Annotated in this window: 24 protein-coding genes; 10 read left to right on the top strand and 14 right to left on the bottom strand. The window is 63.2% G+C overall.

Annotated features, from left to right (window positions below; translation table 11 throughout):
• Nucleotides 1-277: 277 nt before the first annotated feature.
• Nucleotides 278-1,075, bottom strand: a complete 798-nt coding sequence (locus AC1DYQ_RS02995; RefSeq protein ID WP_477685505.1) for a MipA/OmpV family protein — start codon at nt 1,073-1,075, stop codon at nt 278-280.
• 113 nt (nt 1,076-1,188) lie between these two features.
• Nucleotides 1,189-2,424 carry an MFS transporter gene (locus AC1DYQ_RS02990; protein ID WP_477685504.1) on the bottom strand — a complete coding sequence of 412 codons (1,236 nt, stop codon included), beginning with the start codon at nt 2,422-2,424 and terminating at the stop codon, nt 1,189-1,191.
• Nucleotides 2,425-2,557: 133 nt separating this feature from the next.
• Here AC1DYQ_RS02990 and AC1DYQ_RS02985 point away from each other — a divergent pair, with 133 nt between their 5' ends.
• Nucleotides 2,558-3,394: an AraC family transcriptional regulator gene (locus AC1DYQ_RS02985; protein WP_477685503.1), complete on the top strand. Its 837-nt coding sequence runs from the start codon at nt 2,558-2,560 to the stop codon at nt 3,392-3,394.
• 186 nt (nt 3,395-3,580) lie between these two features.
• Complete coding sequence (locus AC1DYQ_RS02980; RefSeq protein ID WP_477685502.1) at nt 3,581-4,417, top strand: CAP domain-containing protein; 837 nt, start codon at nt 3,581-3,583, stop codon at nt 4,415-4,417.
• Nucleotides 4,418-4,444: 27 nt separating this feature from the next.
• Here AC1DYQ_RS02980 and AC1DYQ_RS02975 read toward each other — a convergent pair whose 3' ends face one another.
• The 4 genes from AC1DYQ_RS02975 to AC1DYQ_RS02960 all read right to left on the bottom strand — a co-directional run bounded on the left by AC1DYQ_RS02975 (nt 4,445) and on the right by AC1DYQ_RS02960 (nt 7,464).
• Nucleotides 4,445-5,191: a hypothetical protein gene (locus tag AC1DYQ_RS02975; protein ID WP_477685501.1), complete on the bottom strand. Its 747-nt coding sequence runs from the start codon at nt 5,189-5,191 to the stop codon at nt 4,445-4,447.
• A gap of 63 nt (nt 5,192-5,254) precedes the next feature.
• Complete coding sequence (locus tag AC1DYQ_RS02970) at nt 5,255-5,617, bottom strand: carboxymuconolactone decarboxylase family protein (protein WP_477685500.1); 363 nt, start codon at nt 5,615-5,617, stop codon at nt 5,255-5,257.
• Entirely contained in the window at nt 5,614-5,838 is a 225-nt protein-coding gene (locus AC1DYQ_RS02965; RefSeq protein ID WP_477685499.1) for a hypothetical protein, read from the bottom strand. The genes AC1DYQ_RS02970 and AC1DYQ_RS02965 overlap by 4 nt, the downstream gene beginning before the upstream one ends.
• A 201-nt stretch (nt 5,839-6,039) precedes the next feature.
• Nucleotides 6,040-7,464 (bottom strand): coniferyl aldehyde dehydrogenase, encoded by a 1,425-nt coding sequence (locus AC1DYQ_RS02960; protein WP_477685498.1) that lies wholly within the window; start codon nt 7,462-7,464, stop codon nt 6,040-6,042.
• Between the two features lie 211 nt (nt 7,465-7,675).
• On the opposite strand from AC1DYQ_RS02960, the gene AC1DYQ_RS02955 reads away from it, so the two are divergent.
• The 7 genes from AC1DYQ_RS02955 (at nt 7,676) to AC1DYQ_RS02925 (ending at nt 14,632) form a co-directional block, all read left to right on the top strand.
• A complete protein-coding gene (locus AC1DYQ_RS02955; protein WP_477685497.1) occupies nt 7,676-8,671 on the top strand; it encodes a DnaJ C-terminal domain-containing protein in 996 nt (331 codons plus the stop codon).
• Nucleotides 8,668-8,982, top strand: a complete 315-nt coding sequence (locus AC1DYQ_RS02950; protein ID WP_477685496.1) for a chaperone modulator CbpM — start codon at nt 8,668-8,670, stop codon at nt 8,980-8,982. The genes AC1DYQ_RS02955 and AC1DYQ_RS02950 overlap by 4 nt, the downstream gene beginning before the upstream one ends.
• Before the next feature lie 77 nt (nt 8,983-9,059).
• Nucleotides 9,060-10,160, top strand: coding sequence for a DNA alkylation repair protein (locus AC1DYQ_RS02945; RefSeq protein ID WP_477685495.1), 1,101 nt, complete (start codon nt 9,060-9,062; stop codon nt 10,158-10,160).
• Between the two features lie 180 nt (nt 10,161-10,340).
• The gene (locus AC1DYQ_RS02940; protein ID WP_477685494.1) at nt 10,341-10,847 is read left to right on the top strand and encodes a CreA family protein; all 507 of its coding nucleotides are present in this window, start codon (nt 10,341-10,343) and stop codon (nt 10,845-10,847) included.
• Nucleotides 10,848-10,957: 110 nt separating this feature from the next.
• Nucleotides 10,958-11,677, top strand: a complete 720-nt coding sequence (locus tag AC1DYQ_RS02935; protein WP_477685493.1) for a glutathione S-transferase N-terminal domain-containing protein — start codon at nt 10,958-10,960, stop codon at nt 11,675-11,677.
• A gap of 59 nt (nt 11,678-11,736) precedes the next feature.
• Nucleotides 11,737-13,629, top strand: coding sequence for a PAS domain-containing hybrid sensor histidine kinase/response regulator (locus AC1DYQ_RS02930; RefSeq protein ID WP_477685856.1), 1,893 nt, complete (start codon nt 11,737-11,739; stop codon nt 13,627-13,629).
• 286 nt (nt 13,630-13,915) lie between these two features.
• Nucleotides 13,916-14,632 carry a YebC/PmpR family DNA-binding transcriptional regulator gene (locus tag AC1DYQ_RS02925; protein WP_477685492.1) on the top strand — a complete coding sequence of 239 codons (717 nt, stop codon included), beginning with the start codon at nt 13,916-13,918 and terminating at the stop codon, nt 14,630-14,632.
• Nucleotides 14,633-14,669: 37 nt separating this feature from the next.
• Here AC1DYQ_RS02925 and AC1DYQ_RS02920 read toward each other — a convergent pair whose 3' ends face one another.
• From AC1DYQ_RS02920 to AC1DYQ_RS02910, 3 genes are all read right to left on the bottom strand, one after another.
• The gene (locus tag AC1DYQ_RS02920) at nt 14,670-15,602 is read right to left on the bottom strand and encodes a histone deacetylase family protein (protein WP_477685491.1); all 933 of its coding nucleotides are present in this window, start codon (nt 15,600-15,602) and stop codon (nt 14,670-14,672) included.
• 275 nt (nt 15,603-15,877) lie between these two features.
• Entirely contained in the window at nt 15,878-18,478 is a 2,601-nt protein-coding gene (gene clpB, locus AC1DYQ_RS02915; RefSeq protein ID WP_477685490.1) for an ATP-dependent chaperone ClpB, read from the bottom strand.
• 147 nt (nt 18,479-18,625) lie between these two features.
• Complete coding sequence (locus AC1DYQ_RS02910) at nt 18,626-19,198, bottom strand: molybdenum cofactor biosynthesis protein MoaE (RefSeq protein ID WP_477685489.1); 573 nt, start codon at nt 19,196-19,198, stop codon at nt 18,626-18,628.
• Nucleotides 19,199-19,516: 318 nt separating this feature from the next.
• Between AC1DYQ_RS02910 and dapA the strand changes: the two genes are divergently transcribed.
• Nucleotides 19,517-20,428, top strand: a complete 912-nt coding sequence (gene dapA, locus AC1DYQ_RS02905; RefSeq protein ID WP_477685488.1) for a 4-hydroxy-tetrahydrodipicolinate synthase — start codon at nt 19,517-19,519, stop codon at nt 20,426-20,428.
• Between the two features lie 33 nt (nt 20,429-20,461).
• Here dapA and moaD read toward each other — a convergent pair whose 3' ends face one another.
• From moaD to AC1DYQ_RS02880, 5 genes are all read right to left on the bottom strand, one after another.
• Nucleotides 20,462-20,713, bottom strand: coding sequence for a molybdopterin converting factor subunit 1 (moaD, locus tag AC1DYQ_RS02900; RefSeq protein ID WP_477685487.1), 252 nt, complete (start codon nt 20,711-20,713; stop codon nt 20,462-20,464).
• Between the two features lie 22 nt (nt 20,714-20,735).
• Complete coding sequence (locus tag AC1DYQ_RS02895; protein WP_477685486.1) at nt 20,736-22,001, bottom strand: molybdopterin molybdotransferase MoeA; 1,266 nt, start codon at nt 21,999-22,001, stop codon at nt 20,736-20,738.
• Nucleotides 22,002-22,061: 60 nt separating this feature from the next.
• The gene (gene mobB, locus AC1DYQ_RS02890; RefSeq protein ID WP_477685485.1) at nt 22,062-22,610 is read right to left on the bottom strand and encodes a molybdopterin-guanine dinucleotide biosynthesis protein B; all 549 of its coding nucleotides are present in this window, start codon (nt 22,608-22,610) and stop codon (nt 22,062-22,064) included.
• Nucleotides 22,611-22,705: 95 nt separating this feature from the next.
• Nucleotides 22,706-24,121, bottom strand: coding sequence for a threonine synthase (thrC, locus tag AC1DYQ_RS02885; RefSeq protein ID WP_477685484.1), 1,416 nt, complete (start codon nt 24,119-24,121; stop codon nt 22,706-22,708).
• Nucleotides 24,121-25,443: a homoserine dehydrogenase gene (locus tag AC1DYQ_RS02880; protein ID WP_477685855.1), complete on the bottom strand. Its 1,323-nt coding sequence runs from the start codon at nt 25,441-25,443 to the stop codon at nt 24,121-24,123. Before AC1DYQ_RS02880 ends, thrC begins: the two co-directional genes overlap by 1 nt.
• Between the last annotated feature and the right edge of the window lie 63 nt (nt 25,444-25,506).

Here is a 25,506-nt window from a genome sequence, read left to right as displayed (position 1 = left end):
ACGCTTGCCCACATTTTTGAAACCGGTGCCTGCTGAAGTCATTGATATGTCCTTGTTTACGTAAAGGGAGGGAACTCGGGGTCAGCTGATGGTAGGCTGCGTCGCCTCAGCTGGCGCTCATCGGCAAACAACTGGATCAATGCCGCAGCCAGGGACAATCAGGGCCATACAGTGCGCGAGCGCCACTCCGTAGTCGCCGGTCCCCATCCACTCATGATAAGTGGTGGCCAATTCGTAGTAACGTCCGCTAGAGCGGCTTGGCCTGAGGCAAGCCGCTCTAGCGGAAGCGGTACGACACGGCGATAAACCCGGTGTCCTGCGTCCGGCGGCTGACCAGGGGACTGCCCTGAACCGAAGACCCCAGCCACTTGCGGCGCAGCTGCATCGTCAACACCCAGGGGTCACCGAGCGGCACATCGACCCCCAGGCCCAACGTGGGCGCTGTCGAGGCGCCGGCGTTGTAGGTTGAAAACCCGCTGGCGGCCGACTCGGCCAAGGTCACGCCGTAGAGGTAGTTGTTGTATTTGGCGCTGGCATGCTCCAGCCCCACCTGCGGAAAGAACGACCAGCTGCCGACCTTGAACTCCGCCGCGTAAGTGGCTTCCAGCAATGCACCGTGCGACTTGTTGGCGTCCACAAACGCGTTCACGAAAAAACCGCCGTATGGCGTCTCCTGAAAGGTCCCTATGCCCAGCGGAATCGGCCGCTTGCGGTCCTTGAGTCCCGACAGCGCGGCGGTATCGGCGCGCCAGCCGTCCTGGCTGATACGGCCGGAAAACTCCAGGTAGCCGTAGCCCATCCTTGCGGTTTTGATGCCCAGCGTGTCGACACGCGCAAAGAAACGGCCATAGTCCGCATAGGCATAGGGCAGCAAGGCGGTATCGTTGCTCTTGCTGCGAATCACGCTTTGCGTGCCATACATGGCGCCGCCGATGTCGCCCGTCAGCTGGTATTTGAGCGGGGTGGGTTGTGCCTGCGCGATGCCCGTAAACACCAACCCGGTGAAGATCACAGCGGACGGCAAAAACCAGACGCCCTGAGATGCAGGAGAAGAAGCCCGGGTGAGACGTTTCATCGCATGCCTTCTTTCCGCAAAATGATGCGATCCAGTATAGGACCGGGCAGGAAAAACTACACACCTGTCCTGCAGACGCGTCGCGGGGCCGCGACACTCAAGCCCCGGAACGCTCAGGCCGTGGCGAGTACTGTGCGCCGCACCCGGCGCACATTGAAGGCGCTGGCGATCAGCACCGCCTGCATCAGCGCCAGGCCCAGCAGCACGCCGCGGTAGTAGCCGTGGTCCATCATCGCGCCGAAGATCAGCGGCGACACGGCCTGGCCGATGTCCAGGCCCGCATACACCACGCCGTAAACCCGGCCCGAGGCGTTTTCGGGGGTTGATCGCTTAACCAGCAGGTCACGCGACGGCCCGGCGATGCCGGTGGCGAAGCCCATGATGCCGAACAGCACAGGCACGACCCATGCGGGGTAGCTGCCTGCGGCCAGCAGCACCGCCACGGCAGCCGCCGCACCAAACCCGATGCCCACAATGCGCTCGCAACGCGCGGGATCCGATGCCAGGAAGCCGCCAAAAACCATGCCGCCCGCGCTGCACACCATATAAACCGTCAGGCAGATAGCCACCAGTGCGAGCGGCACGTTATGCAGGTGGCGCGCCGCTTCAGGTGCAAAAGCCTGCACCACGCTGAGGACAATGGCATACCAGAAGAAGAAAGAAAAACACATCCAGACGGCCGGTATCTTCAGGAAACCCAGACTGCTGTCGGCCGCGGGCGCGCCCTTGACCGGCGCCGCCATCGTGAGGGTGAGCTTGTCGCGGTTCATCACCAGCACCGCCAGCACGGCAAAAGCCAGCACGCCGGCCGCGGCCAATGCCACGCGCCACGAATAGGCAAACGTCAGCGTCACCACCACTGCGGGGGCCAGTGCCCAGCCCAGGCTGCCGGTGATGCCGTGCACGCTGTAGGCGTGGCCCAGGCGCGGCGCGCTGACCTTGCGGTTCAGCAGCGTGTAGTCGACCGGATGGAACACACCATTGCCGACACCGGCAATCACGGCAAAGCCGGCCAGCATCCAGTAGCTGGTGCTGATGGAATAACCAAAAGCCGCCACGCCCAGCAAACTCAGGCCGGCGAACAATATGGGGCGCGGGCCGAAGCGGTCGACGACAAAACCCGAAAGCGCCTGCACCGCGCATGACACCACAAAAAAGATCGTCATCAAAAAGCCCAGCTCCGCATAGCTGACGCTGAATTCTTCCTTGAGCCAGGGAAACAGCGGCGCCAGCAGCAGCTGGCTGAAATGGCTGATCATGTGCGCCAGGCCCACCAGGCCGATCACGCTGGCGTCGGTGCGAAAAGGGACTGCGGCGGGCGCGTTCAGGGTCGTACTTGAAGTATTCATGGCGCTATCGTAGTATTGGCCAGGCCTTCTGAAATGCGACATAAAGCCATGTTTCATCGAATTTCGGACAAACCGCTTTGATGGCATTCGCCCCACGATCACATCCAGATTCAGGTGAACAGAATCTCCAACCATGCCGCAACGTAAAGCCCCGCTCCATTTCGTGCCGGTGGGCGACACCGACAACTTCACTCCCACTCGCCAGCGGCCGGTGCGCGTGCGGGCGCGGACGCTGGAAGCCGATACCCATTTCAAGCCCCATTCCCATGCCTGGGCGCAGCTGGCTTACTGCTCCACGGGGGTGCTGCAGGTCACGGCTGAGCAGTCGGGCCATGCGGGCGGCGAAGTCACCTACATCGTGCCGCCCTCCCGCGCCGTGTGGATCGCGCCAGGGGCGCAACACCATGTCACCGTGCTGGAAGCGGCCGAATTCCGCACGCTGTACCTCGACGCCAGCGCCACCCCAAAAGGCTGGACTGGTTGCCGCGTGATGGTGGTGTCGCCGTTGCTGCGTGAGTCCATCCACGCGCTCGATTCAGCTACCCCAGAGCACCCGCTGCCGACCGCCCGGGAACAGCTTCTATCCAGCCTGGTGCTGGACGAACTTGCGCGTGCCGACACCCAGGCACTCGGCGTGCCCATGCCGCATCCGCAAACCGGGGACAAGCGGCTGCGCGCGCTCTGCGAAGCCGTGCTGCGCGCACCGTCAGAGCGGGCTACGCTGGCCGAGTGGGCCGCCGATACTGGCGCCAGCGAACGCACGGTGGCCAGGCTTTTTCGCGACGAACTGGGCCTGAGCTACCAGCAATGGCGCCAGCAGGCCATCCTGGCCCACGCCCTGCCCCTGCTCACACGCGGGCAATCGGTCAGCACCGTGGCGGCAGCCAGCGGTTATGCCAGTGACAGCGCCTTCACCGCGATGTTCAAAGCCGCCATGGGCCAGCCACCCAGCCATTTTCAAAGTAAATAGACCTACCCCCGTCCGGGCTCACTTCGTGTAGCCCGTTCCCCCCTCAAGAGGCCGGCGCCTGGAGCCGGCAAAGCCGGACCCTCGGCCCCTACTGGTGAAATACCTCTCGCTGGCTATCATGGCTTGATGCAACTCCCCGCGACAAAGAATACCCAGCAAGGCCAACGGTGGCGTGCCGCAGCATGCGTGGCACTGACCACCTGGCTGGCCGCGGCCAGCCAGGTACACGCACAGCCAGCCCCCTCAAACCACCCAACCCTGCTGCGCGAGCTGAACCGGGTCCGGGAGGACGGCTGCGACGGGCGCGGCGCCAAGGTTTCCCTGCTGCGTGAAAACAGCGCCCTGTCGCGGGCGGCGCAGCTCATGGCCGGCGGCCGCACGATGGACGAGGCGCTGAAAGCTGTCGACTACCGCGCGGTGCGGACCGCGCAGATTGCCGTACGCGGCGCGACGGGCCCCTCAGCACTCGCACGCAGGACCCTGGGCAAATCATGCAGCGCAGTGATGCACGCCGAGCTCGCTGAAGCCGGCTTCTACCAACGCGGAGCGCAAACCTGGGTGGTGCTGGCCGCGCCCTTCTCGCCCCCTGCTGCGGCCCAGGCCGGCGATGTACAGGCACGGGTGCTGGCACTGGTCAACGAAGCGCGCGCCAGGCCACGCCGTTGCGGTACGCAGTCCTTTGCGGCCGCAGGGCCGCTGCAATACAGCCCCATGCTGTACAGCGTCGCCGGGGTGCATGCCGCGGACATGGCGAGGTACAGCTACTTCAGCCACACCGGGCGCGACGGCAGCGATGTGGCGAGCCGCGCCACACGCGCAGGCTACGGCTGGAAAGCCATCGGGGAGAACATCGCCGCGGGCCAAATGCAGGCCGATACCGCAGTGCAGGGCTGGCTGAACAGTCCCGGCCATTGCGCCAACATCATGGCGCCGGCGTATACCGAAATGGGCACGGCCTTTGCGGTCAACACCCAAAGCAGCGCCGGTATTTACTGGGTGCAGGTATTCGGGGCGCAGCGGTAAGTCACCCTTGCCCGGGGCCCCCTGCTTTCAGCGTTTTTCAAACGCCGCGTTGAGGCGGCGCAGCAAAGGCTTGTTCAGCTCACGTGTGTGCCTGTTCCAGCGTTCCATGGACCGCTGCAGCTCAATCTGCAGGCGCGCGCTGGTGGCGGTATCCCCGTTCATCGCGGCCCAGATGGCGTATTCAGCGCGGCTTTCAAAGCTGCCGAAACGCTCCACGGCGGATTCAAACTCCGCTTTCGCGTCCACACCCCTGCCGGCGCCGCCCAGCGCCTGGGCAAGCAGCAGCGACACCAGCTCCGCGCGAAAGGCGGGGTCGGTCTTGCGGATGAATTCAAGGTGGGTGATGGCCTCGGGATAACGCTCGCAGGCGAAATAGGCCCTTGAGGCGCCCAGCCGGATTTCCAGGTCGGAGGCGAACGGGCCCTTGAGGCATGCGTCGTAACTCTGCGCAGCTTCCAGCGCCTGGCCGGCTTCGAGCAGCGCGGAGGCCAGCCGCATCTGGTTCTGCGCGGTGGGCGTGTAGTCAAACGCGGCGTGCGCTTCCCGCAGCTCGCGCGTCGGGTCCAGTGTTTTTGCGGCTGCGGCCACGACCTTGCGCGCGCCGCGCTCCAGCCGCGAGTCCGGCAGATAGACCGCCAGGAAGTAAACGAGGCTGCCCAGCATGGGAAACGAAAACAGGATGATCAGCCAGTACATCTGCTGGCCGCTGCGCAAGGCATGGACGGCAAAGAACACCGCCACAATGAAATGAAGTCCCAATCCGACAAAAGGCATGGCCCATCCCTCCAGTTATTTTTGGGGGATTCTAAAGGGGCGTCAAGGAATGGGCCAGGCCTTTCAGTTACCAGCAGGAAGCGCCGTCTCGTCCCCGTCGCCATCAAACAGGCGCAAGGCGAGCAGGCCGTGCCCCACGCTGGCGCCTGCCCGCACAGCCGCCGCAACCAGGACCACTTCCGCCAGCTCCTCGCGCGTCACGCCCAGCCGCCTGGCCGCACGGGTGTGCACGTCCAGGCAATAGCCACATTGGGTGGTAAGCGCCACCGCCAGTGAAATCAGCTCGCGCACACGGGGCTCAAGATGGCCGCCTTCGCGCTTGGCCGCATGGTCAAACGCGAGGAAAGCCTGGGCCTCTACAGGTGCCAGCCGCACGAAGGCTGGCGCCCGTTGCAGGTCTTGGGGTAACTGATAACTGGTACTCATGGCTGGCCTTTGCTGTCAGCTGGCCTGCGGCGCCTTGCGATGGTTTCAAACAGACCCACCAGCCAGCACATCGGGCAGCCACGCATCAACACCAGCGCACCCGCCAGAGGAAGCAGCGCCCACAGGGGATGCACCTGGAAAACCAGGGCGGCACATGCGAGCAAGGCCAGCGCGCCTATCCCGCGCAGCACATGCTGGGTGACCGAAGTGCTACAGAACACGGGCGCCTCCGGTGGATGTGGTGCCACCCATGGCGCCGCCCGGCGCACAGGCGGGAAGATTTCGTTGCGGGAAAAACATCAGGAGCTCCTTGTCGGTGGTTGATACCGGCAAAGAGGCCCGCATTCAGCAAAAGGATTCAGGTTTCCTCAAAGAAATTTGAACGGCGCCGTCACCAGAACGCCAGCCCTTCAGGTCAAACCTCAGATCAGGCGCTTGAGCAAGCCCATCACCTGGTCAAAGCGTTTGCCATAAGGGGGATAAAACAGGTCTCCCCTCGCCCACTTTGACTGCACCATCACCGGCTTTTGCTGCGTCAGCCGCAGGAAACCGGTTTCGCCGTGGTAGCTGCCCCAGCCGCTTTCGCCCACGCCGCCGAAAGGCAGGTTCTCGTGCGCGATGTGCATCAGCGTGTCGTTGACGGTGACGCCGCCACTCACGGTGCGTGCCAGCACATGGTCGCGAGAACCGGTATCGGTACCGAACCAGTACAGCGCCAGCGGCCTGGGGCGGGCGTTGACATAGCCAATCGCGTCATCGATCGACGCATAGGGAATCACCGGCAGGATGGGGCCGAAGATTTCCTCGCTGAGCAGTTTCGAGCCGGCGGGTACATCAAACACCAGCACCGGCGCCATCTGGCGCGACGCCGCGCCCACGCCGGGCGCACCGGCCTGGATGGTTTGCAGGCGCGCGCCCTCACCTTCGGCCTGGGCCAGCAGCGCTTGCAGGCGTTCGTGGTGGCGCGGGCTGATGATGGCGGCGTAATCGGGGTTGCCAGCAATGGTGGGGAACAGCGTGGACACGGCGCGCGCAAAGGCTTCGCCAAAGGCCGTCTCGCTGCCTTTCGGCAGCAGCACGTAATCGGGCGCGATGCAGGTCTGGCCGGCATTCAGCAGTTTGCCGTGGGCAATCTTGATGGCGGCCTTGTCGATGTCGCAGGACGCGTCGATGATGCAGGGTGACTTGCCGCCCAGTTCCAGCGTGGTGGGCGTAAGGTTGGCGGCGGCCGCTTCGGCGACCTTGCGGCCCACGGCGGTGGAGCCGGTAAAAAACAGGTGGTCAAACGGCAGCCCGGCAAATTCGGCGGCCAGGGCGCCGTCGCCCTGCACCACGCAGAGTTCATCAGGTGCGAAGGATTGTTCAATCAGGGCCGCCAGCAAGGCCGAAGTTTTCGGCGTCAGCTCACTGGGCTTAAGCATGACGCGGTTACCGGCTGCCAGCGCGGTGATGACTGGCCCGAGCGACAGCTGCACCGGGTAGTTCCACGGCGACACTACGCCCACCACGCCCAATGGCTGGCGCTGCAGGTAGGCCCGCGCGGGCTGCAGGTACAGCGGCGTGCGCACCTTCACGGGTTTCATCCACTTCGGCAAATGCCTGAGCGTGCTGGACAACAGCGAACGCAGCACAAAGATGTCGGCGATTTCCGTCAGCTGCGCAGAACGCACGCCGAAGTCGGCATTGACGGCCTGGGCCAGCGCGCTGCCGTGCTCGTCCAGCAAGGCGCGAATGCGCAGCAGGCGTTCCCGCCGCAGGGCCAGCGGCACCTCGGCCTGCGCGCGGCTGGCCTGGTGCTGGGCTTCAAACAATGTTCGAAGGACGGACGGAGGTGGGCTGGAACTCATGCGGCCATGATAGGGGCCACAGGGGCAGAGCAGTAGGGACGCAACTCCAGCAGCACTGCGGGTTGACCCTGAGGTACTTGACCCCATTTGCAGACCTGATGCAGAACCTGTTGACGGTCTAAACGGGTTCTCAGGCATTTGACTGACAATCGCGCCGGCACTTATCCGCTATGGTGGTTGGCAGGTAAACCATCCCTGATGAAAGTGTTTCATGGAATTCAAGGATTACTACAAGGTCATGGGCGTAGAGCGCAGCGCCACGCCCGACGAGATCAAAAAGGCACACCGCAAGCTGGCACGCAAATACCATCCCGACGTCAGCAAGGAAAAAAACGCCGAGGCACGCTTCAAGGAAATCGCCGAAGCCTACGAGGTGTTGCGCGATCCTGAAAAACGCACCGCTTACGACCAGTTGGGCGCCAACTACCAGGCCGGGCAGGACTTCCGCCCGCCGCCGGGCTGGAACCCGGGGCAGGCCTCCGGGGGTGCCGCCGGCGCTCCCCATTTTGGCGGAGCCGAAGGTTTTGACCACAGCGACTTTTTCGACGCGATCTTCCGCGGCATGGGCGGAGGGCCGCAAGGCCGGGGTGGTTTTGACGATATGCGCGGCGGCCGCAGCTTTGACATGCATGGCCAGGACCAGCACGCCAAAATCCAGATCGACATCGGCGACTCCTACAGCGGCGCGACACGCAAGCTGCAGTTGCGCATGCCGGTGGAGAGCGAAGCCGGCGTGACGATGCAGGACCGCAGCATCGAGTTCGTCATCCCCAAGGGCATACGCGCAGGCCAGCACATTCGCCTGGCGGGCCAGGGCTCTCCCGGCATGGGTCAGGGCAGCCCGGGCGACCTTTACCTGGATGTTGAATTTCTGCCGCATGCCCTGTACCGTGCCGAGGGCCATGACGTGTACATGAATCTGCCCGTCGCACCATGGGAAGCCGCGCTGGGCGCAGAGGTGGAAGTGCCCACGCCCACCGGCGAGGTGGAGCTGAAAATCCCGGCGGGCTCTGCCGGCGGGCGCAAGCTCAGGCTCAAGGGGCGCGGGCTGCCGGGCAAGACCCCGGGAGATTTTTATTTTGTGCTGCAGGTGGTCCTGCCAGCCGCGGACACGGATGCGGCAAAGAAAGCGTACGAAGACATGGCGGTGGCATTCAAGGCTTTCAAGCCGCGCGCCGCCCTGCAAACCTCCGGAGCCAAGGCATGAACACCCCCACCAGCTACCTCGCCGGCTTCATCCTGGAAGACCAGGATGAACTCACCCTTGACGATCTCTGCCGGGCCTGTGCCGCGCAGTCGGAGCTCATCGTGGACCTGGTACACGAAGGCGTGCTGGCGCCGATGGGAGAGGCGCCTGAGGTTTGGCGCTTCACCGGCGTGCACTTGCACCGCGCCACCGTGGCCGTGCGCCTGCAGCGCGACCTGGGAGTGAATCCGGCCGGTGCGGCACTGGCACTGGAACTGATGGACGAACTGGACAGCCTGCGCCGACAGCTGCACCGTCTGCAGGACAACTGACCCACTGGCGCGGGCAATCTTTTATATAGGACAGGTGATGGCGCTCGCTGCCAAAGCAGCATGGGAGAATTCGCGCCATGTCCACCGAAGCAGCGCCCGCCCTGAAAAACATCTTTGACAAGGCGCGCTACCACCACATCGCGGCTGAAACCGCCGTGGTCTACCCGCGTTTTGACGGTAAAAAGTTTCTAGCGCTCGCGCTGCCCGGCCTGGACGACCTTTCGCTGATGCAGCGCCTGCGCCGCACCAGCGAGTGCCTGCATGCAACACTGCCCGACGACTACAGGAAAAGCATCGCCATCCTGCGCAAGCTGGCGCCACGCATCAACAGCGGTTTCGTCACCCTGGTGCTGCCGGATTATGTGGGCCTGTATGGGCGCGATGATTTCGACACCTCCATGGAGGCGCTAAAGTTTTTCACCGCCTTCGGGACCTCGGAGTTCGCCATCCGCGAATTCATCCGCCAGGACCCTGCGCGCACGCTGGCCGTGATGAAGGCCTGGGCCAAAGACGAGAGCGAGCATGTGCGGCGCCTGGCCAGCGAAGGCAGTCGCCCTCGCCTGCCCTGGTCTTTCAGGCTGGATGCGCTGATGGCAGACCCCGAACTTGCCGCACCCATCCTGGAATCGCTGAAGTCCGACGGCAGCCTCTACGTACGCAAGTCGGTGGCCAACCACCTCAACGACGTCACCAAGCTGCATCCCGACTGGGTGCTGGGGCGCCTGAAGAGCTGGCCGCTGGACAACCCGCACACCGCGTGGATTGCCCGGCACGCGCTGCGCACACTGATCAAGCAGGGCGACAGGCAGGCGCTGGGTGTGATCGGCGCCGGTAAAAAGGCGGACGTCGGCATCACCGGTTTGTCCATCACCCCCAAGAAACTCACCCTGGGCGAGCGGATGTCACTGTCGTTCACGCTGCAATCCACCTCGCGCCAAAGCCAGCGGCTGGTGGTGGACTACGCGGTGCACTACGTCAAGAAATCGGGCAGCAGCTCGGCCAAGGTATTCAAACTCAAGGAGTTGACGCTGGCCGCCGGCGAAAGCGTGCAGCTGTCGCGCAGCCAGGTCGTGCGCGACTTCACCACCCGTGTGCACCATGCCGGGCGGCACGCGGTGGACATCATGGTCAATGGGGAACGCCTTGCGAGCGGGCATTTTGACCTGGTGAAGACCTGAAATGGCTACAGCCCAATAAGAACGAGCGCCAGCAGCTATAAAATGTATAGCATCCAGATACGGCACCCTCATGTCGGGACCTCGTTGCCCAGGCACCTGACAGCAAGCTTTGTACAGTAGCTACCTGACGCCCTCTCGCCGCCCCTTCCGATTCCCATACCAAGCACCAAGGACATGTTCATGCGCCCACTCACCCTGCAACGATTCAGCCCCGCCTATTGCGCCCTCAGCCTGGTGCTGCTTCTGTCCGCCTGCGGAGGCGCCGGCGGTGAAGAGATCGGCGCAGTCGACACGGTCTTCAAATTCATCGGACCGGACCATAAAATCGTAGTGGAAGCCTATGACGACCCCAAGGTGAGCGGCGTCACCTGTTATGTCTCGCGCGCCAAGACGGGCGGTATCAAGGGCGCATTCGGCGTGGCCGAAGACAAGGCCGAAGCCTCGATAGCCTGCCGGCAGACCAGCGTGATCAGTTTCCCGGGAGGCAAACCGATCGATAAGCAGGAAGAAATGTTCAGCGAACGCATTTCGCTGGTCTTCAAAAAGCTGCGTGTGGTGCGCATGGTGGACACCAAACGCAACACCCTCGTCTACCTCACCTATTCCGACCGTGTGATCGAAGGTTCGCCGCAGAACAGCGTGACAGCGGTTCCGGTGCCGGCGGGCACGGTGATTCCGGTGAAGTAAAGGCCCGGCTACGGTCTTCGCGGCTGGTGGGCCTGAATACCCCCGCTGGCCGGCGGGACTAGCGGGCTGTGCCGTCGGCGTTTTCGCTTTTGACAACAGAATTTCGACCCATGACCCAACCCACAAACACTTCCCTTGCGGATTTCCCCATCACCCGGAAATGGCCTGCCCAGCACCCTGACCGCATCCAGCTGTATTCGCTGCCCACGCCCAATGGCGTCAAGGTATCGATCATGCTGGAAGAGTGCGGCCTGCCCTACGAGCCGCACCTCGTCGACTTTGGCAGCAACGACCAGATGTCGCCGGCATTTCTGTCGCTGAACCCGAACAACAAGATCCCGGCCATCCTCGATCCGAACGGTCCTGGCGGCAAACCGCTGGGCCTATTCGAGTCCGGCGCGATCCTGATCTACCTTGCCGAGAAGACCGGTAAATTCCTGCCAACGGACGCAGCTGCCCGTTACGAAACCATCCAGTGGCTGATGTTCCAGATGGGCGGCATCGGCCCGATGTTTGGCCAGCTCGGCTTTTTCCACAAGTTCGCCGGCAAGGACTATGAAGACAAGCGCCCGCGCGACCGCTACGTCGCCGAATCCAGCCGACTGCTTGGTGTGCTGAACCAGCGGCTCGAAGGCCGCAGCTGGATCATGGGCGACGACTACACCATTGCCGACATCGCCACCTTCGGCTGGGTGCGCAACCTGATCGGGTTTTATGGCGCCGGTGAACTGGTGGAAATCCAGAAATTTCCCAACGTGACGCGCGTGCTCGACGCGTTTGTGGCGCGCCCTGCGGTCGTCAAGGGGCTGGGCATACCCGCGCGCGGCTGACGCTCCCACGCGAATACGGCGGACAGGCCGGGATGGTCAAATTGGCTATCATGGCGGGCATGTCCGCCCAGCCAGCTCCTAGCCCGGAACAGATTACAACGGATCGCTTTCGCCTGCTGGTGGATGCGGTGCAGGACTACGGCATCTTCATGCTCGACACCGCGGGCAACGTGATGTCCTGGAATATCGGCGCCCAGCGCATCAAACAGTACCGGGCCGACGAGATCATCGGCCGCAATTTCTCCACCTTTTACCCCCCAGAGGCGGTCGCCGCCGGGTGGCCCGCCGAGGAGTTGCGCCGGGCGGAAAGAGATGGGCGCTTCGAGGAAGAAGGCTGGCGCATACGCAAGGACGGCAGCCGTTTCTGGGCCAATGTCGTCATTACCGCGCTCAGGGACGAGAACGGAAAACTCGCCGGCTTCGGCAAGGTCACACGCGATCTCACGGAACGCCGGGCTCATGAGGAAGCGCTGCGCGAGAGCGAGGAACGCTTCAGGTTCATGATCGAAGGGGTGCGGGACTACGCGATCTTCATGCTCAGCCCCGACGGCGTGATCGAGAGCTGGAACAGCGGCGCGCAGCTCATCAAGGGCTACAGCCCGAGCGAAGTCATCGGCAAACATTTCAGCCTGTTTTACCGTCCTGAAGACCTTGAGGCCGGCAAACCCCAAGCCGAACTGAAGGCAGCCCTGGAACATGGCCGGGCTGAGGAAGAAGGCTGGCGCGTTCGGCGGGACGGCTCGGTGTTCTGGGCCAATGTGGTGATTGCCCCGGTGTATGACACAGGCCGGCAACTGCGCGGCTTTGTCAAAGTCACACGCGACATGACCGAAAGGCGGCGCCTGCACGAGCTGGAAAAATCCAGCAAGCGCATGAGCGAGTTCCTGGCCATGCTGGCGCACGAGCTGCGCAACCCGCTGGCCCCCATCCGCAACGCCATCACCATCCTGCAACTGGAACCCTCCCCCAGCCCGCTGGTTCGAAGCAGCCGCGACATGATCGACCGGCAGCTCACGCACATGACACGCCTGGTCGACGACCTGCTAGATGTCGGGCGGCTTACCACCGGCAAGATCCGGTTCAAGGCGGAGCAAGTTTCCTACAACCAGGTGGTGGCCCGCTCCATTGAGGCCGTGCGCCCCTTGTTTGATGCGCGGCGCCACCGCCTGAAGGCAGACATCCCGGCCGCATCGCCGCTGGTGCAGGGAGACGCCACACGGCTTGCTCAGGTCCTGCAGAACCTGCTGGTCAATGCCGCAAAGTACACCCCCGAGGCGGGCCTGATCGAGCTGAAAGTCTGGCAAGAGGGCACGCAGCTCTATACCTCGGTCCGCGACAACGGGCTGGGTCTGTCGTCCCAGGCGCTCAGCCAGATCTTCGAGCTGTTCTCCCAGGGCGACGCGCAGACAGCCGCGCGGGAAAGCGGGCTGGGCATCGGCCTGACGCTGGCACGCTCCCTGGTGGAAATGCACGGCGGCGCACTGCATGCTGAAAGTGAGGGCCCAGGCCGCGGCAGCACATTCACTTTTTTCCTGCCCAATGCGCAGATAGGCGTGCACGGCACCGATGACGCAAGCGGTCCGGGCGCGGCCATCCTGGTGGTGGACGACAACCGCGACGCAGCCAACAGCCTGGCGGAGATTCTCAGGCTGATGGACTACCAGGTGAAAGTGGCCTATGACGGCCCCGCTGCGCTGGAGATGTTTCGCCAGCAGGCACCCCAGGCCGTTTTGCTGGACCTCGGCATGCCGGGAATGAACGGCTACGAGGTGCTGGCAGCCCTGCGCGCCCTGCACGGCGGCGAGCAGGTGACGGTCGCGGCCCTCACCGGCTTCGGCACGGACGAAGACAAAAGCCGCGCGCTGGCCGCCGGGTTCGACGAGCACCTCACCAAGCCGCTGGACTTTACCGCCCTGCAGGCATTTCTGCAGACCGCCGGCGTGGTGGTTTGAGCGTTTGGGCGGCCAGGAAGGCTGTTTTTGCCCCTTTTCAGGCATCAAAAAGGCCTGCAACCTAATAGCAACGAGCGCCAGAAGCTATCAAATAGATAGCAACTCCAGAAACGCCAATGTGTCTGGCCCGCCCGCAAGGCCCGCCGGCCGGCCACCGCGATCATGGGTGTATAACCAGAGCCCTCGGTCCCGCGCTTTTCCCACCCCGCGCGTGGCCGCTCACCTCACATCAATAAGCATCAAGCCGGACGCATGAAGCGTCACGGCATACCAAGGAAGATCAAACATGGGCGCGCAGTGGAAAGCAAAAGGCAAGGAACTGGCCGCAAATGCCAAGGGCAAGGTATTTGGAAAACTGGCCAAGGAAATCATGGTGGCCGCGCGCAGCGGTGCCGACCCGTCATTGAACGCCCGCCTGCGGCTGGTGGTGGAGCAGGCCCGCAAGGTCTCCATGCCCAAGGACACGCTGGAGCGCGCCATCAAAAAAGGGGCCGGCCTCACGGGCGATGCGGTTCATTTTGAACACGTGATCTACGAAGGTTTTGCCCCCCACCGCGTGCCGGTCATGGTCGAATGCCTGACCGACAACCTGAACCGCACCGCCTCCGAAGTTCGCGTGCTGTTTCGCAAGGGGCAGCTGGGCACTTCCGGCTCGGTGTCCTGGGATTTTGACCACGTGGGCATGATTGAAGCCGAACCCGCTGCAGCAGCAGGCTCCGACCCCGAGCTGGCCGCCATTGAAGCAGGCGCCCAGGACTTTGAGCCGGGTGAAGAAGAAGGCACCACCCTGTTCCTGACCGACGCAGTCGACCTGGACCTGGTGAGCCGCGCATTGCCGGCCCAGGGTTTCAGCGTGCTGTCGGCCAAACTGGGCTACAAGCCGAAAAACCCGGTCGATCCGGCAACCCTCAGCGCCGCCGAACTCGAGGAAGTCGAAGCCTTCCTGGCCGCCATCGATGCCAATGACGATGTGCAGACCATTTATGCGGGCTTGGGCAGTTAGGGCTGGGTTGTTTGCGTTCCGCGGGCGCGCTCCCGAATCAGTTGCCCATCAGCGCGCGCACATGCGCCGCCGTGCCGCTGGCCAGGCCCTCCAGGCTGTAGCCTCCCTCGAGGACGGAAACCACACGGCCCTTGGCAGTTTCATCGGCCACCTTCATCAACTCCCGGGTGATCCAGTGGTAATCGTCGTCCGTGAACTTCAGGCCGCCCAACGGATCCAGATGATGGGCATCGAAACCCGCGGAGATGATCAGCAGCCCGGGTGCGAACCTGCGCAGGGCCGGTAACAACTGATCGGTCATCGCGGTGCGGAAGGCGGCGGAGCCGGTGCCCCGCGGAAACGGCACATTCACGATGTTTCCGGCCACGCCGGTTTCATGGCGCGCGCCGGTGCCGGGGTAAAACTGGGACTGGTGGCAGGAACCGTAGAACAGGTCCGGGTCGTCGTAGAACGAGTTCTGCGTGCCGTTGCCGTGGTGCACATCGAAGTCCACCACCGCAACACGCTGGATGCCGTGCCGCTCGCGCGCATGCAGCGCTGCAATGGCCGCCTGGTTGAACACGCAAAAACCCATGGCGTGGTCTGCCTCGGCATGATGTCCGCAGGGGCGGGTAGCGCAAAAAACGTTGCTCGCCTCCCTTGTCACCACATCGTCCACGCCGGCACAGGCCGCGCCCACACAACGCATCACCGCCTCCAGCGAGCCCGGTGACAGGATGGTGTCACCGGCATCGAGCGCGCGGTAGCCCTCGGCCGGCGACACCGCCTGCACTTGCTCCACATAGCCGGGTGTGTGCACGTGGAGCACCTGATCGAACGAGCCCAGCGGCGCATCGCGCCAGAGCGCCTTCGCAAACTCCGGTGTCTTCAGTGCCTGCAGCACGGCTTCAAGACGCTCGGGCGACTCCGGGTGGTGCGGGCCGGGACGATGGTCGAAACAGGCTTCGTGGGTGTAGATCAGGGTGCTCATGGGCGTTTGTCTCCTTTGCAGCGCCGGCGCCGCCATGCAGCCGATGGCTTTCATGGCTGCGGGTTTTGTACGGCCTCGTGAATGACTTTAACGGATCATGGCGGTAAGCGGCTCCGCTTGCCGCCTCAGAGGGCGAGCAAGAAAAAGCCCGTTGCCTGCATGCGCAGGAACGGGTTTTCGTATTTTTCACATCAAAAATGGCCGCCAGCCCCCTGCTGGCGAGCGCGGGCAGCTATCAATCCGATAGCAAGCTGCAGGCGCCGCTCAGCCCGGCCTCATCCAGCCGACGCTTCGAAGCTGAACACCCCCGGATTCTGGATCGGGTCCACATCCACCGGGATGGTGCTCTTGGGCGGGAACTTGCCCTCAAGCAATAACTTCGACAGCGGGTTTTCAATGCGCTGCTGAATCGCACGCTTGAGCGGACGCGCGCCAAATACCGGGTCGAACCCGACCTTGGCGAGCTCGGCAATCGCCGCTTCCGACACCTCCATGTTGAGGTCCATCTTCTGCAGACGCGCTATCAGCGTACGCAGCTGGATGCGGGCGATGGACTCGATGTTTTTCGCGTCGAGCGAATGGAACACCACGGTCTCGTCGATACGGTTCAGGAATTCGGGCCGGAAGTAGTTCTTCAGCTCACCCTCCACCGCCTCTTTAATATCCTCATAGGGCTGCCCCACCATGGACTGGATGATGGGCGAGCCGATATTGCTGGTCATGACGATCACGGTGTTCTTGAAGTCCACGGTGCGGCCCTGGCCGTCGGTCAGGCGGCCATCGTCCAGCACCTGCAGCAGCACATTGAAGACGTCGGGGTGGGCTTTTTCCACCTCATCGAGCAGCAGCACGCTGTAGGGCTTGCGGCGCACGGCTTCGGTCAGGTAGCCGCCCTCCTCGTAGCCCACGTAGCCGGGAGGCGCGCCGATCAGGCGGGCCACGGAATGCTTTTCCATGAACTCACTCATGTCGATGCGGACCAGGTGGTCTTCGCTGTCGAACAGGAAACCCGCCAGCGCCTTGCACAGTTCGGTCTTGCCGACACCCGTAGGGCCCAGGAACAGGAAAGACCCTGTGGGCCGGTTGGGGTCGGAAAGACCCGAACGCGAGCGGCGGATGGCATTGGCCACGGCGCCGATGGCTTCGTCCTGGCCGACCACACGCTCGTGCAGCTTGCCTTCCATGAGCAGCAGCTTGTCGCGCTCGCCCTGCATCAGCTTGCTGACGGGAATGCCGGTGGCGCGCGCCACGACTTCGGCGATCTCTTCAGCGCCGACCTGGGTTCGCAGCAACGTGGGGGCGTTGGATTTCCCCTTGCTGGCTTCACTGTCCTGCGCTTCTTTCAGGCGTTTTTCAAGCGCCGGCAGCTGGCCGTATTGCAGCTCGGCGACTTTGTTGAAGTCGCCCTTGCGGGTGAATTCCTCGATCTGGAAGCGGATGCGGCCGATCTCTTCCATCACGTCCTTGGAGCCGAGCGCCTGGGCTTTTTCGGCTTGCCAGATTTCATCGAGGTCGGAAATCTCTTTTTGCAGCTTGGCGATCTCCTCTTCAATCAGGTCGAAGCGCTTTTTCGAAGACTCGTCTTTTTCGCGGCGCACGGCTTCGCGCTCGATCTGCAGCTGGATCAGGCGGCGGTCGAGCTTGTCCATGACCTCGGGCTTGGAGTCCATCTCGATCTTGATCTTGGCCGCGGCTTCATCGATCAGGTCGATGGCCTTGTCGGGCAGGAAACGGTCGGTGATGTAGCGATGGCTCAGCTCGGCCGCGGCCACGATGGCCGGGTCGGTGATCTGCACGCCGTGGTGCTCTTCGTATTTCTCTTGCAGGCCGCGCAGGATGGCAATCGTCGCCTCCACGCTCGGCTCGCCCACCAGGATTTTCTGGAAACGGCGCTCCAGCGCGGCGTCTTTTTCGATGTACTTGCGGTATTCGTCGAGCGTGGTGGCACCCACGCAATGCAATTCGCCGCGGGCCAGCGCGGGTTTGAGCATATTGCCCGCATCCATGGCGCCTTCTGCCTTGCCGGCGCCCACCATGGTGTGCAGCTCGTCAATGAAGACGATGGTCTGGCCTTCGTCTTTGGCGAGTTCGTTGAGCACGGTTTTCAGGCGCTCTTCAAACTCACCGCGGAACTTGGCGCCGGCCAGCAGCGCCGCCATGTCCAGGCTCAATACACGCTTGCCCTTGAGCGACTCAGGCACCTCACCCGCGACGATGCGCTGGGCCAGGCCCTCGACGATGGCGGTCTTGCCGACGCCGGGCTCCCCGATCAGCACGGGGTTGTTTTTAGTGCGGCGCTGCAGCACCTGGATCGCGCGGCGGATTTCATCGTCGCGGCCGATCACCGGGTCGAGCTTGCCCAGGCGGGCGCGCTCGGTAAGGTCCATGCAGTATTTTTTCAGGGCTTCGCGCTGGCCTTCGGCGTCGGCGCTGTTCACACCCTGCCCACCGCGCACGGCGTCAATCGCCGCTTCCAGCGCCTTGCGGGTCAGGCCGTTTTCTTTGGCCAGCCGGCCCACGTCGCTCTTGCTGTCGGCCACAGCCAGCAAAAACAGCTCGCCGGCAATGAACTGGTCATTGCGCTTGATGGCTTCTTTTTCGGTGGCCTGCAGCAGCCTGGCGAGATCGGGGCTGACCTGGATCTGGTCCTGGCCCTGCACCTGCGGCAGTTTTTTAACGGCCGCATCAGCTGCCTGCGTGAGGCCGCCGACGTTAACGCCGGCTTTTTCCAGCAGGGCACGCGGGCCGTCTTCCTGGCGCAGCATGGCGGCCAGCAGGTGAACCGGCTCGATATAGCCGTTGTCATTGCCCAGCGCGAGGGACTGCGCATCGCTCAGGGCTTCCTGGAATTTGGTGGTTAGTTTGTCTTGTCGCATTGATTTGACTCCGCAAAGGGGCTCCGGGGCTCACGAAGGAGCGGTTATTGCCGAGTTTGGGGCTTTTGCGCGCCTTTTCAAGTCATTCAGCCGCAAGCACGGCAAGCCATTGGGCCGCGTTTGATGTGCGTCAAGCCCGCACCCGGTTCAGGCGTTGCCGGCGTTGATGCCCCATTTCGCCAGCGCCGCGTCGTCGCTGACCCGGGCATCCACCCAGCGGGCGCCTTCCGGCGTTTCTTCTTTCTTCCAGAACGGCGCCTGGGTTTTCAGATAGTCCATCAGGAATTCGCAGGCCTTGAAGCTTTCGCCGCGATGGGCTGACACTACGGCCACCATCACCACCTGGTCCAGCGGCTGCAGCAGGCCGACGCGGTGGATGACGCGGGCGCCAAAAATATCAAAACGCGACATCGCCTCATCGATCATGGCCTCGATGGCTTTTTCGGTCATGCCCGGGTAATGCTCCAGTTCCATGGAAAGTACTTCTCCCGCGCCGGCCGACGAACGCAGCGAAGGGCCGCCCCGAGCAAGTTCAGCCCCCTCGGGGGGCAGCGAGGACACGCCAGTGCCGAGCGTGGGGGCCATATTGCGGTCCCGAACCGTGCCGGTGAAGGTGCAGACGGCGCCGACGCGCTTGTCGTTTGAGCGCAGCGCGGCAACTTCATCGGCGAGGTTGAAGTCATCGGTGGTGATCAGGACGCGGGGGGAAGACTGGGCCATAGTGGCAATTTTGCCACTGGGCCACGCAGGCCGGTGCATATTCAATGCCGAAACAGTGCCACAGCCCGGCCCCTCAAGTAATATGGCAGCATGACTGGCCACATTCACCTTCTTGCCAACCGGACGCACGACAGCGCCCGCGGGTTTGAGGCGTGCGCCAGCAAATCAAAAAAACCGTTGCTCATTTGACCGGGGCTGCGGTTCCGTCGTCGAATGAGCGATGGAACCGCCGGTTACTTTTCCAGAGTCTTTTGCGGACACCTTCACTTGTTCTGATGACGGCCTTTTTAGCCGGTCAGTTTTTTGGGATGTGTCTTCATGCAAACAGCGCTCAATGCCGATCAGGCAAATCAAGCCACTCAGGCAACTCACGATTTCTCGGGACTCTGGATCCCGCTCGTTACCCCGTTTGACCAGGACAAGGTCGACTACGGTGCCTTGAAGCGCCTGGTAGCGCACTACCAGGCCAGCGGCATCGCCGGGCTGGTGGTATGCGGCTCTACGGGTGAAGCTGCCGCGCTCAGCGATGAAGAGCAACTTGATGTACTGCAAACCGTGATGGCCGAAGCCCCTGACCTGCCGGTGATCATGGGTTTGTCTGGCTACCACCTGGGTAAAACGGCTGCGCGCGTTCGTGCTTTGAGCCCACTGAACCTCGCGGGCATCTTGCTGCCGGCGCCCAGCTATATCCGGCCCTCGCAGGCGGGTCTGATCGACTGGTTTACCACCCTGGCCGATGCCAGCGCGGTGCCGGTGGTGCTTTACGACATCCCTTACCGCACAGGCAGCCAGATGGCGCTTGAGACCATCCGGGCGCTGGCGGCGCACCCGCGCATACAGGCCGTCAAGGATTGCGGGGGTGACACGGCGAAAACGCGGGCACTGATCGCCGATGGGCAATTGCAGGTGCTGGCCGGTGAGGATGCGAACATCTTCACGACCGTGGCAGCAGGCGGCCGGGGCGCTATCGCGGCAGCGGCGCATTTGCATACGTCGCGATTTTCGGAAATTGTTCAGCGCCTTCGGGCGGGTGACGTGGCCGGGGCCGAGGCTTTGTGGAGACCGCTGCCGCCGCTGATTGAAGCCCTGTTTGCAGAACCCAATCCGGGCCCGCTCAAGGCATTGCTGGCGCGACAAAATTTGCTGCGTGAGGAGTTGCGCAGCCCGATGACGCGCGCATCTGCGGCGCTGGTGGAGCGGCTTGTGAAGCTGGATGCGCTGGTGGTTTGAGCCGCCGAGTTTGAGCCGCCGAGAGTGAGTGGATCAGCCGCCGGTGACGGGGGGAAAGAAGGCGACTTCGCAGCCCTCACTGAGTACGGCCGACTCATCGCTCATGACCTGGTTGAGCGCCATGCGCACCGATTTGCCACGCGCAAGCGCCGCAGCGTGCGCGGGCGTGGCCGCCAGCAGTTCGTCGCGCAGGGCGGCCAGCGTGGTGGCGGAGGTGTCGCGCACCTCGCTGCCCTGCCCTATGGCTTCGCGAATCGAGGCAAAGTATTTGACGGTGATTTTCATGTGGAGCCTTGCCGAAGAGCCTCTACGACATCAACGCTGAAAACGGGATGAACTGCACCACGTCGCCGTGCGCGATGGTCTGGCCTGCCGGGTTGTCGATCACGCCGTCGCCCCAGACCGCCGAGGTCAGCACGCCGGAACTCTGGTTGGTGAACAGTTCCAGCCCGCCGGACGCGTTGCGCCTGACGCGCAGGAATTCGCGGCGCTTGTCGGCTTTGGGCCAGTCAAAATGCGCCGTCGCAGCCATGGGACGAACGGCAGGTTCGACAGAGCCCTGCAACTTGAGCAGGAAGGGCCGCACCAGGACCAGGAAGGTCACAAAACTGGACACCGGGTTGCCAGGCAGGCCGATGAAGTGAGAGCCTGCAATCTTGCCGTAGGCGAAGGGCTTGCCCGGCTTCATGGCGATCTGCCAGAGCGCCAGTTCGCCCAGCGCCTGCACGGCGGGCTTGATGTGGTCTTCTTCGCCCACCGACACGCCACCGCTGGTGAGGATCAGGTCGTGCTGCTCGCTGGCGCCCTTGAGCGCGGCGATGGTGGCGTCCAGGCGGTCGGGCACGATGCCCAGGTCGGTGACCGTACAGCCCAGACGCAGCAGCAGGGCGCGCAAAAAGAAACGGTTGGAGTTGTAGATGGCGCCGGGCTTCATGTCAGCGGGTGCAACCTCGCCGGGCATGACGAGTTCGTCACCGGTGGAAAAAAGCGCCACGCGCACGCGGGGCGCGACCTGCAATTTGTCGAAACCGATGCTGGCGGCCAGGCCCAGCGAGGCCGGCGTCAGACGCTCGCCACGGCGTAGCACCACGGCGCCGGCAGCGACGTCTTCGCCCCGACGGCGAATCCACTGGCCGGGCTGCGGCTGGACCCTGATGCGCACGCCCGTGTCCCCCGCCTCGCAATCTTCCTGCATCACCACGGCGTCAGCGCCCGGCGGAATGGGGGCGCCGGTGAAGATGCGCGCCGCAGAGGCCGGCGTGAGCATGTGCCCGCTGCTGCCGGCTGGAATACGCTGGTTGACTTGCAGCACCGCATCGGCTGACCAGTCGGCAGCACGCACCGCATAGCCGTCCATGGAACTGTTGTCGTGTGCCGGCACATCAAGGCTGGACACCAGCTCCTGGGCCAGCACCCGGCCGTCGGCATCGAAGGTGGAAACCGTCTCGGCACCGGGCAGCAATGCCGCGCGGCCCAGCAGCTCGGCCAGCGCCTGGTCCAGCGGCTTCAAGGGGGCCCGGCCGGGCTGCGGCGCAAGCGCCGGGCCGGCGGGCGCGGAGGAAACAGAACTCATGGTCGGGGTGTCCGGAACAAAAACATGAACGGAACGAAAAAAGCCTGCTTTGGCGAACGCTTAACCGAAACGGTCTTCAAACGAATAGGAGAAGCGTTCCTGATTGTTGACCAGGTACTCTGCCACGGCGTCGGCATCGTCCAAATCCAGCACCGGGCGCAAGGTTGCTTGGGGCAGCTTGCCGGGGGCATCCGTGGCGACGGCGACGATGAAGTCGTCGTCCGGGTAGAGCGGGGGCTTGCCGGCGTAGTCGGCCGAAGGGGCGCGCCAGACTTCGATCTTGAGGAGGTCGCTGCTCTTGAAGCCCTCCACCAGCACCCAGTCCACGCCGCCGTACAGCTCGGCGATCAGCTGGTGAACGGTGAGCTCGGACGGCTTTTCAAATTCACGCATGAGCGCAAGCCGGTTTGGCGAGGCCACGACCACTTCAAAGGCACCGGCCTGGCGATGCCGGAAAGTGTCTTTGCCGGGATGGTCTATGTCGAACTTGTGGTGCGCATGCTTGACCACCGACACGCGCAGGCCTCTGGCCTTCAGTGCCGGGATCAGCTTTTCGACCAGTGTCGTCTTGCCCGAACCGGAATACCCGGCAAATCCGACCACGTTCATGATGTCGCTCTCACAGAAAGAAAGGCCGGAAGACGCCCAGGTTGCTATTAAAAATATAGCTGCTTGCGCCCGTCAGATAATGGCTACAGCCCGATTTAATGCACATTTTCGGCGATGTAGCGTTTGATCACAGCTGCATCGGCCGGCAGCACCTTGACGCGTTTCGGCAAAGCCTCAATGCCTTCGAACTTCGCCGGCCGCGTGGGCAATTGGCCCAGGGCTTCTTCAATGGTGGCCGCGAACTTGATGGGAAGCGCAGTCTCCAGCACGATCATGGGAACGCCCGGCTGGAGCTGCTCGCGCGCCACCTTCACGCCGTCGGCAGTGTGGGTGTCGATCATGGTGCCGAAGCGTTTGTAGGTGTCGCGGATGGTGGCCAGCCGGTCGGCATGGGTGCTCTTGCCGCTCGCAAAACCGTAGCGCTGCGCGGCCGACTTGAAGGCGGCCTCAACGCTCAGGTCAAAGTAGCCCTGGCTGCCGATCTGGTCATGGAACAGCGCCTTCGTCTTGTCACCGTCACGGCCCAGCAGGTCAAACACAAAGCGCTCGAAGTTCGAGGCCTTGGAAATGTCCATGGAAGGACTGGAGGTTTCGTGCGTGTCGGCGCTGCTGCGCACGCGGTACACGCCGGTGCGGAAGAACTCGTCGAGCACGTCGTTCTCGTTCGTGGCGACCACCAGCTTGGCGATGGGCAGGCCCATCATACGGGCGACGTGCCCGGCGCAGACATTACCGAAATTGCCTGAAGGGACCGTGAAGTCGACTTTTTCAGTGTTGCTGCTCGTGGCTTGAAAGTAACCCGCAAAGTAATACACCACCTGCGCCATCAGCCTCGCCCAGTTGATGGAGTTGACCGTGCCGATCTTGTACTGGCGCTTGAAGGCGAGGTCGTTGGACACGGCCTTGACGATGTCCTGGCAGTCGTCGAACACGCCTTCAACCGCGATGTTGTGGATGTTCTCATCCTGCAGGCTGAACATTTGCGCCTGCTGGAAGGGGCTCATGCGGCCGTTGGGTGAGGTCATGAAGACGCGCACGCCCTTTTTGCCGCGCATGGCGTATTCGGCCGCGCTGCCGGTGTCTCCGCTGGTGGCGCCCAGGATGTTGAGCTCTTCACCGCGGCGCGCCAGTTCGTATTCGAACAGGTTGCCCAGCAGCTGCATGGCCATGTCCTTGAAGGCCAGCGTGGGGCCGTTGGACAGGGCCTCGAGGTAAACGCCGTCTTCAAGCTTTTTCAGCGGGACGATGGCTTGGGTGCCAAACACTTCTTCGGTGTAGGTCTTGTTGCAGATGGCCTTAAGGTCGACGGCTGGAATATCGTCGACATAGAGCGAGAGGACTTCGAACGCGAGCTCGGCGTAAGACAGGCTGCGCCACTTCTGCAGCGTGGCAGCATCCACCTGCGGGTATTGCTCGGGCAGGTAGAGGCCACCGTCGGGCGCGAGGCCTTCGAGCAGGATTTCACAAAAACGCTTGCGGTCGGCGTGGCCGCGAGTGGAGATGTACAACATCAGGCCAGCTCCTCCTTGCGGATGCGCGTAATGGGCGCAAGCACCGTGGGCAGCGCCTGCATCTGGGCGATGGCCTCGTTCATTCTGGACTCGACACAATCGTGCGTCAGGATGACGAGATCCGTCTGGGTGGAGCCTTCACCACCCACATCGTCAGCTTCGCGCTGAAGCACGGCGTCGATGCTGATGTCGAACGATGCGAGGATACCGGTGACTTTTGCCAGCACACCAGCCTCGTCGGCAACTTTCAGCCGCAGGTAGTAGCTGGTGACGATGTCGCCCATGGCCAGCACCGGCGTATCGCTCACCGCGTCGGGCTGGAAGGCCAGGTGCGGCACACGCTGGGCGGGGTCCGCGGTATGCAGGCGGGTAACGTCGACCAGGTCTGCAATCACGGCTGAGGCCGTTTGCTCGGAACCCGCACCTGCGCCGTAGTACATGGTGATGCCGGCCGCGTCGCTCTTGACCATGATGCCATTCATCGAACCCTCGACATTGGCCAGCAGCCGCTTGACGGGAATCAGTGTGGGATGCACGCGCAGCTCGACACCGTTTGCCGTGCGTTTGGCAACGCCCAGCAGCTTGATGCGGTAGCCCAGCTGGAAAGCGTACTGGATATCGATGGCCGCCAGCTTGGTGATGCCTTCGACATAGGCGCGGTCATACTGCAGGCGGATGCCGAAAGCGATCGCCGCCAGGATGGTGGCCTTGTGGGCCGCGTCCATGCCCTCGATGTCAAAGGTCGGGTCGGCTTCTGCGTAGCCCAGGCGTTGCGCCTCTTTCAGCACCTCGTCAAATCCGAGGCCCTTGTCGCGCATCTCGGACAGGATGAAATTGGTTGTGCCGTTGATGATGCCGGCGACCCATTCGATGCGGTTGGCCGAGAGGCCTTCACGCAAGGCCTTGATGATGGGGATGCTTACCGCAACTGCACCTTCGAAAGCCACCATCACACCGCGCGCCTGGGCAGCGGCGAAGATTTCGTTGCCGTATTCGGCCAGCAGCGCCTTGTTGGCCGTGACCACATGTTTGCCATTGGCAATGGCCTTGAGCACCAGTTCACGGGCCAGTGTGGTGCCGCCGATGACTTCCACCACAATTTCGATGTCCGGGTGGTTGACGATTTCAAAGGGATCGGCGAGGACCACCACCCCCTCGCCGGCAATCTTGCGGGCGCGATCCAGGTTGCGGGCGGAAACCATGGTGATCTCAATGCCGCGGCCGGCACGGCGTCGGATTTCTTCCTGGTTGCGCCGCAGTACGTTGTAGGTGCCGCTGCCCACGGTGCCGATGCCCAGGAGGCCTACGCGGATGGGGCTCAAATTCGTCGGTTTCATAGTCGCTGAGGTCTTGCTTTTCGTTGATCGTGGATGCTCGCGCTCAAA

The organism is Polaromonas sp. P1_F4, from assembly GCF_056405675.1.
This window is presented reverse-complemented; position numbering and strand designations above follow the sequence as displayed.

What these genes read in the sequence shown, in the direction of transcription:
- AC1DYQ_RS02995 (WP_477685505.1), bottom strand. Translation starts at nt 1,075, where the DNA reads ATGAAACGTCTCACCCGGGCTTCTTCTCCTGCATCTCAGGGCGTCTGG.
- AC1DYQ_RS02990 (WP_477685504.1), bottom strand. Translation starts at nt 2,424, where the DNA reads ATGAATACTTCAAGTACGACCCTGAACGCGCCCGCCGCAGTCCCTTTT.
- AC1DYQ_RS02985 (WP_477685503.1), top strand. Translation starts at nt 2,558, where the DNA reads ATGCCGCAACGTAAAGCCCCGCTCCATTTCGTGCCGGTGGGCGACACC.
- AC1DYQ_RS02975 (WP_477685501.1), bottom strand. Translation starts at nt 5,191, where the DNA reads ATGCCTTTTGTCGGATTGGGACTTCATTTCATTGTGGCGGTGTTCTTT.
- AC1DYQ_RS02970 (WP_477685500.1), bottom strand. Translation starts at nt 5,617, where the DNA reads ATGAGTACCAGTTATCAGTTACCCCAAGACCTGCAACGGGCGCCAGCC.
- AC1DYQ_RS02960 (WP_477685498.1), bottom strand. Translation starts at nt 7,464, where the DNA reads ATGAGTTCCAGCCCACCTCCGTCCGTCCTTCGAACATTGTTTGAAGCC.
- AC1DYQ_RS02955 (WP_477685497.1), top strand. Translation starts at nt 7,676, where the DNA reads ATGGAATTCAAGGATTACTACAAGGTCATGGGCGTAGAGCGCAGCGCC.
- AC1DYQ_RS02950 (WP_477685496.1), top strand. Translation starts at nt 8,668, where the DNA reads ATGAACACCCCCACCAGCTACCTCGCCGGCTTCATCCTGGAAGACCAG.
- AC1DYQ_RS02945 (WP_477685495.1), top strand. Translation starts at nt 9,060, where the DNA reads ATGTCCACCGAAGCAGCGCCCGCCCTGAAAAACATCTTTGACAAGGCG.
- AC1DYQ_RS02940 (WP_477685494.1), top strand. Translation starts at nt 10,341, where the DNA reads ATGCGCCCACTCACCCTGCAACGATTCAGCCCCGCCTATTGCGCCCTC.
- AC1DYQ_RS02935 (WP_477685493.1), top strand. Translation starts at nt 10,958, where the DNA reads ATGACCCAACCCACAAACACTTCCCTTGCGGATTTCCCCATCACCCGG.
- AC1DYQ_RS02930 (WP_477685856.1), top strand. Translation starts at nt 11,737, where the DNA reads ATGTCCGCCCAGCCAGCTCCTAGCCCGGAACAGATTACAACGGATCGC.
- AC1DYQ_RS02925 (WP_477685492.1), top strand. Translation starts at nt 13,916, where the DNA reads ATGGGCGCGCAGTGGAAAGCAAAAGGCAAGGAACTGGCCGCAAATGCC.
- AC1DYQ_RS02920 (WP_477685491.1), bottom strand. Translation starts at nt 15,602, where the DNA reads ATGAGCACCCTGATCTACACCCACGAAGCCTGTTTCGACCATCGTCCC.
- clpB (WP_477685490.1), bottom strand. Translation starts at nt 18,478, where the DNA reads ATGCGACAAGACAAACTAACCACCAAATTCCAGGAAGCCCTGAGCGAT.
- AC1DYQ_RS02910 (WP_477685489.1), bottom strand. Translation starts at nt 19,198, where the DNA reads ATGGCCCAGTCTTCCCCCCGCGTCCTGATCACCACCGATGACTTCAAC.
- dapA (WP_477685488.1), top strand. Translation starts at nt 19,517, where the DNA reads ATGCAAACAGCGCTCAATGCCGATCAGGCAAATCAAGCCACTCAGGCA.
- moaD (WP_477685487.1), bottom strand. Translation starts at nt 20,713, where the DNA reads ATGAAAATCACCGTCAAATACTTTGCCTCGATTCGCGAAGCCATAGGG.
- AC1DYQ_RS02895 (WP_477685486.1), bottom strand. Translation starts at nt 22,001, where the DNA reads ATGAGTTCTGTTTCCTCCGCGCCCGCCGGCCCGGCGCTTGCGCCGCAG.
- mobB (WP_477685485.1), bottom strand. Translation starts at nt 22,610, where the DNA reads ATGAACGTGGTCGGATTTGCCGGGTATTCCGGTTCGGGCAAGACGACA.
- thrC (WP_477685484.1), bottom strand. Translation starts at nt 24,121, where the DNA reads ATGTTGTACATCTCCACTCGCGGCCACGCCGACCGCAAGCGTTTTTGT.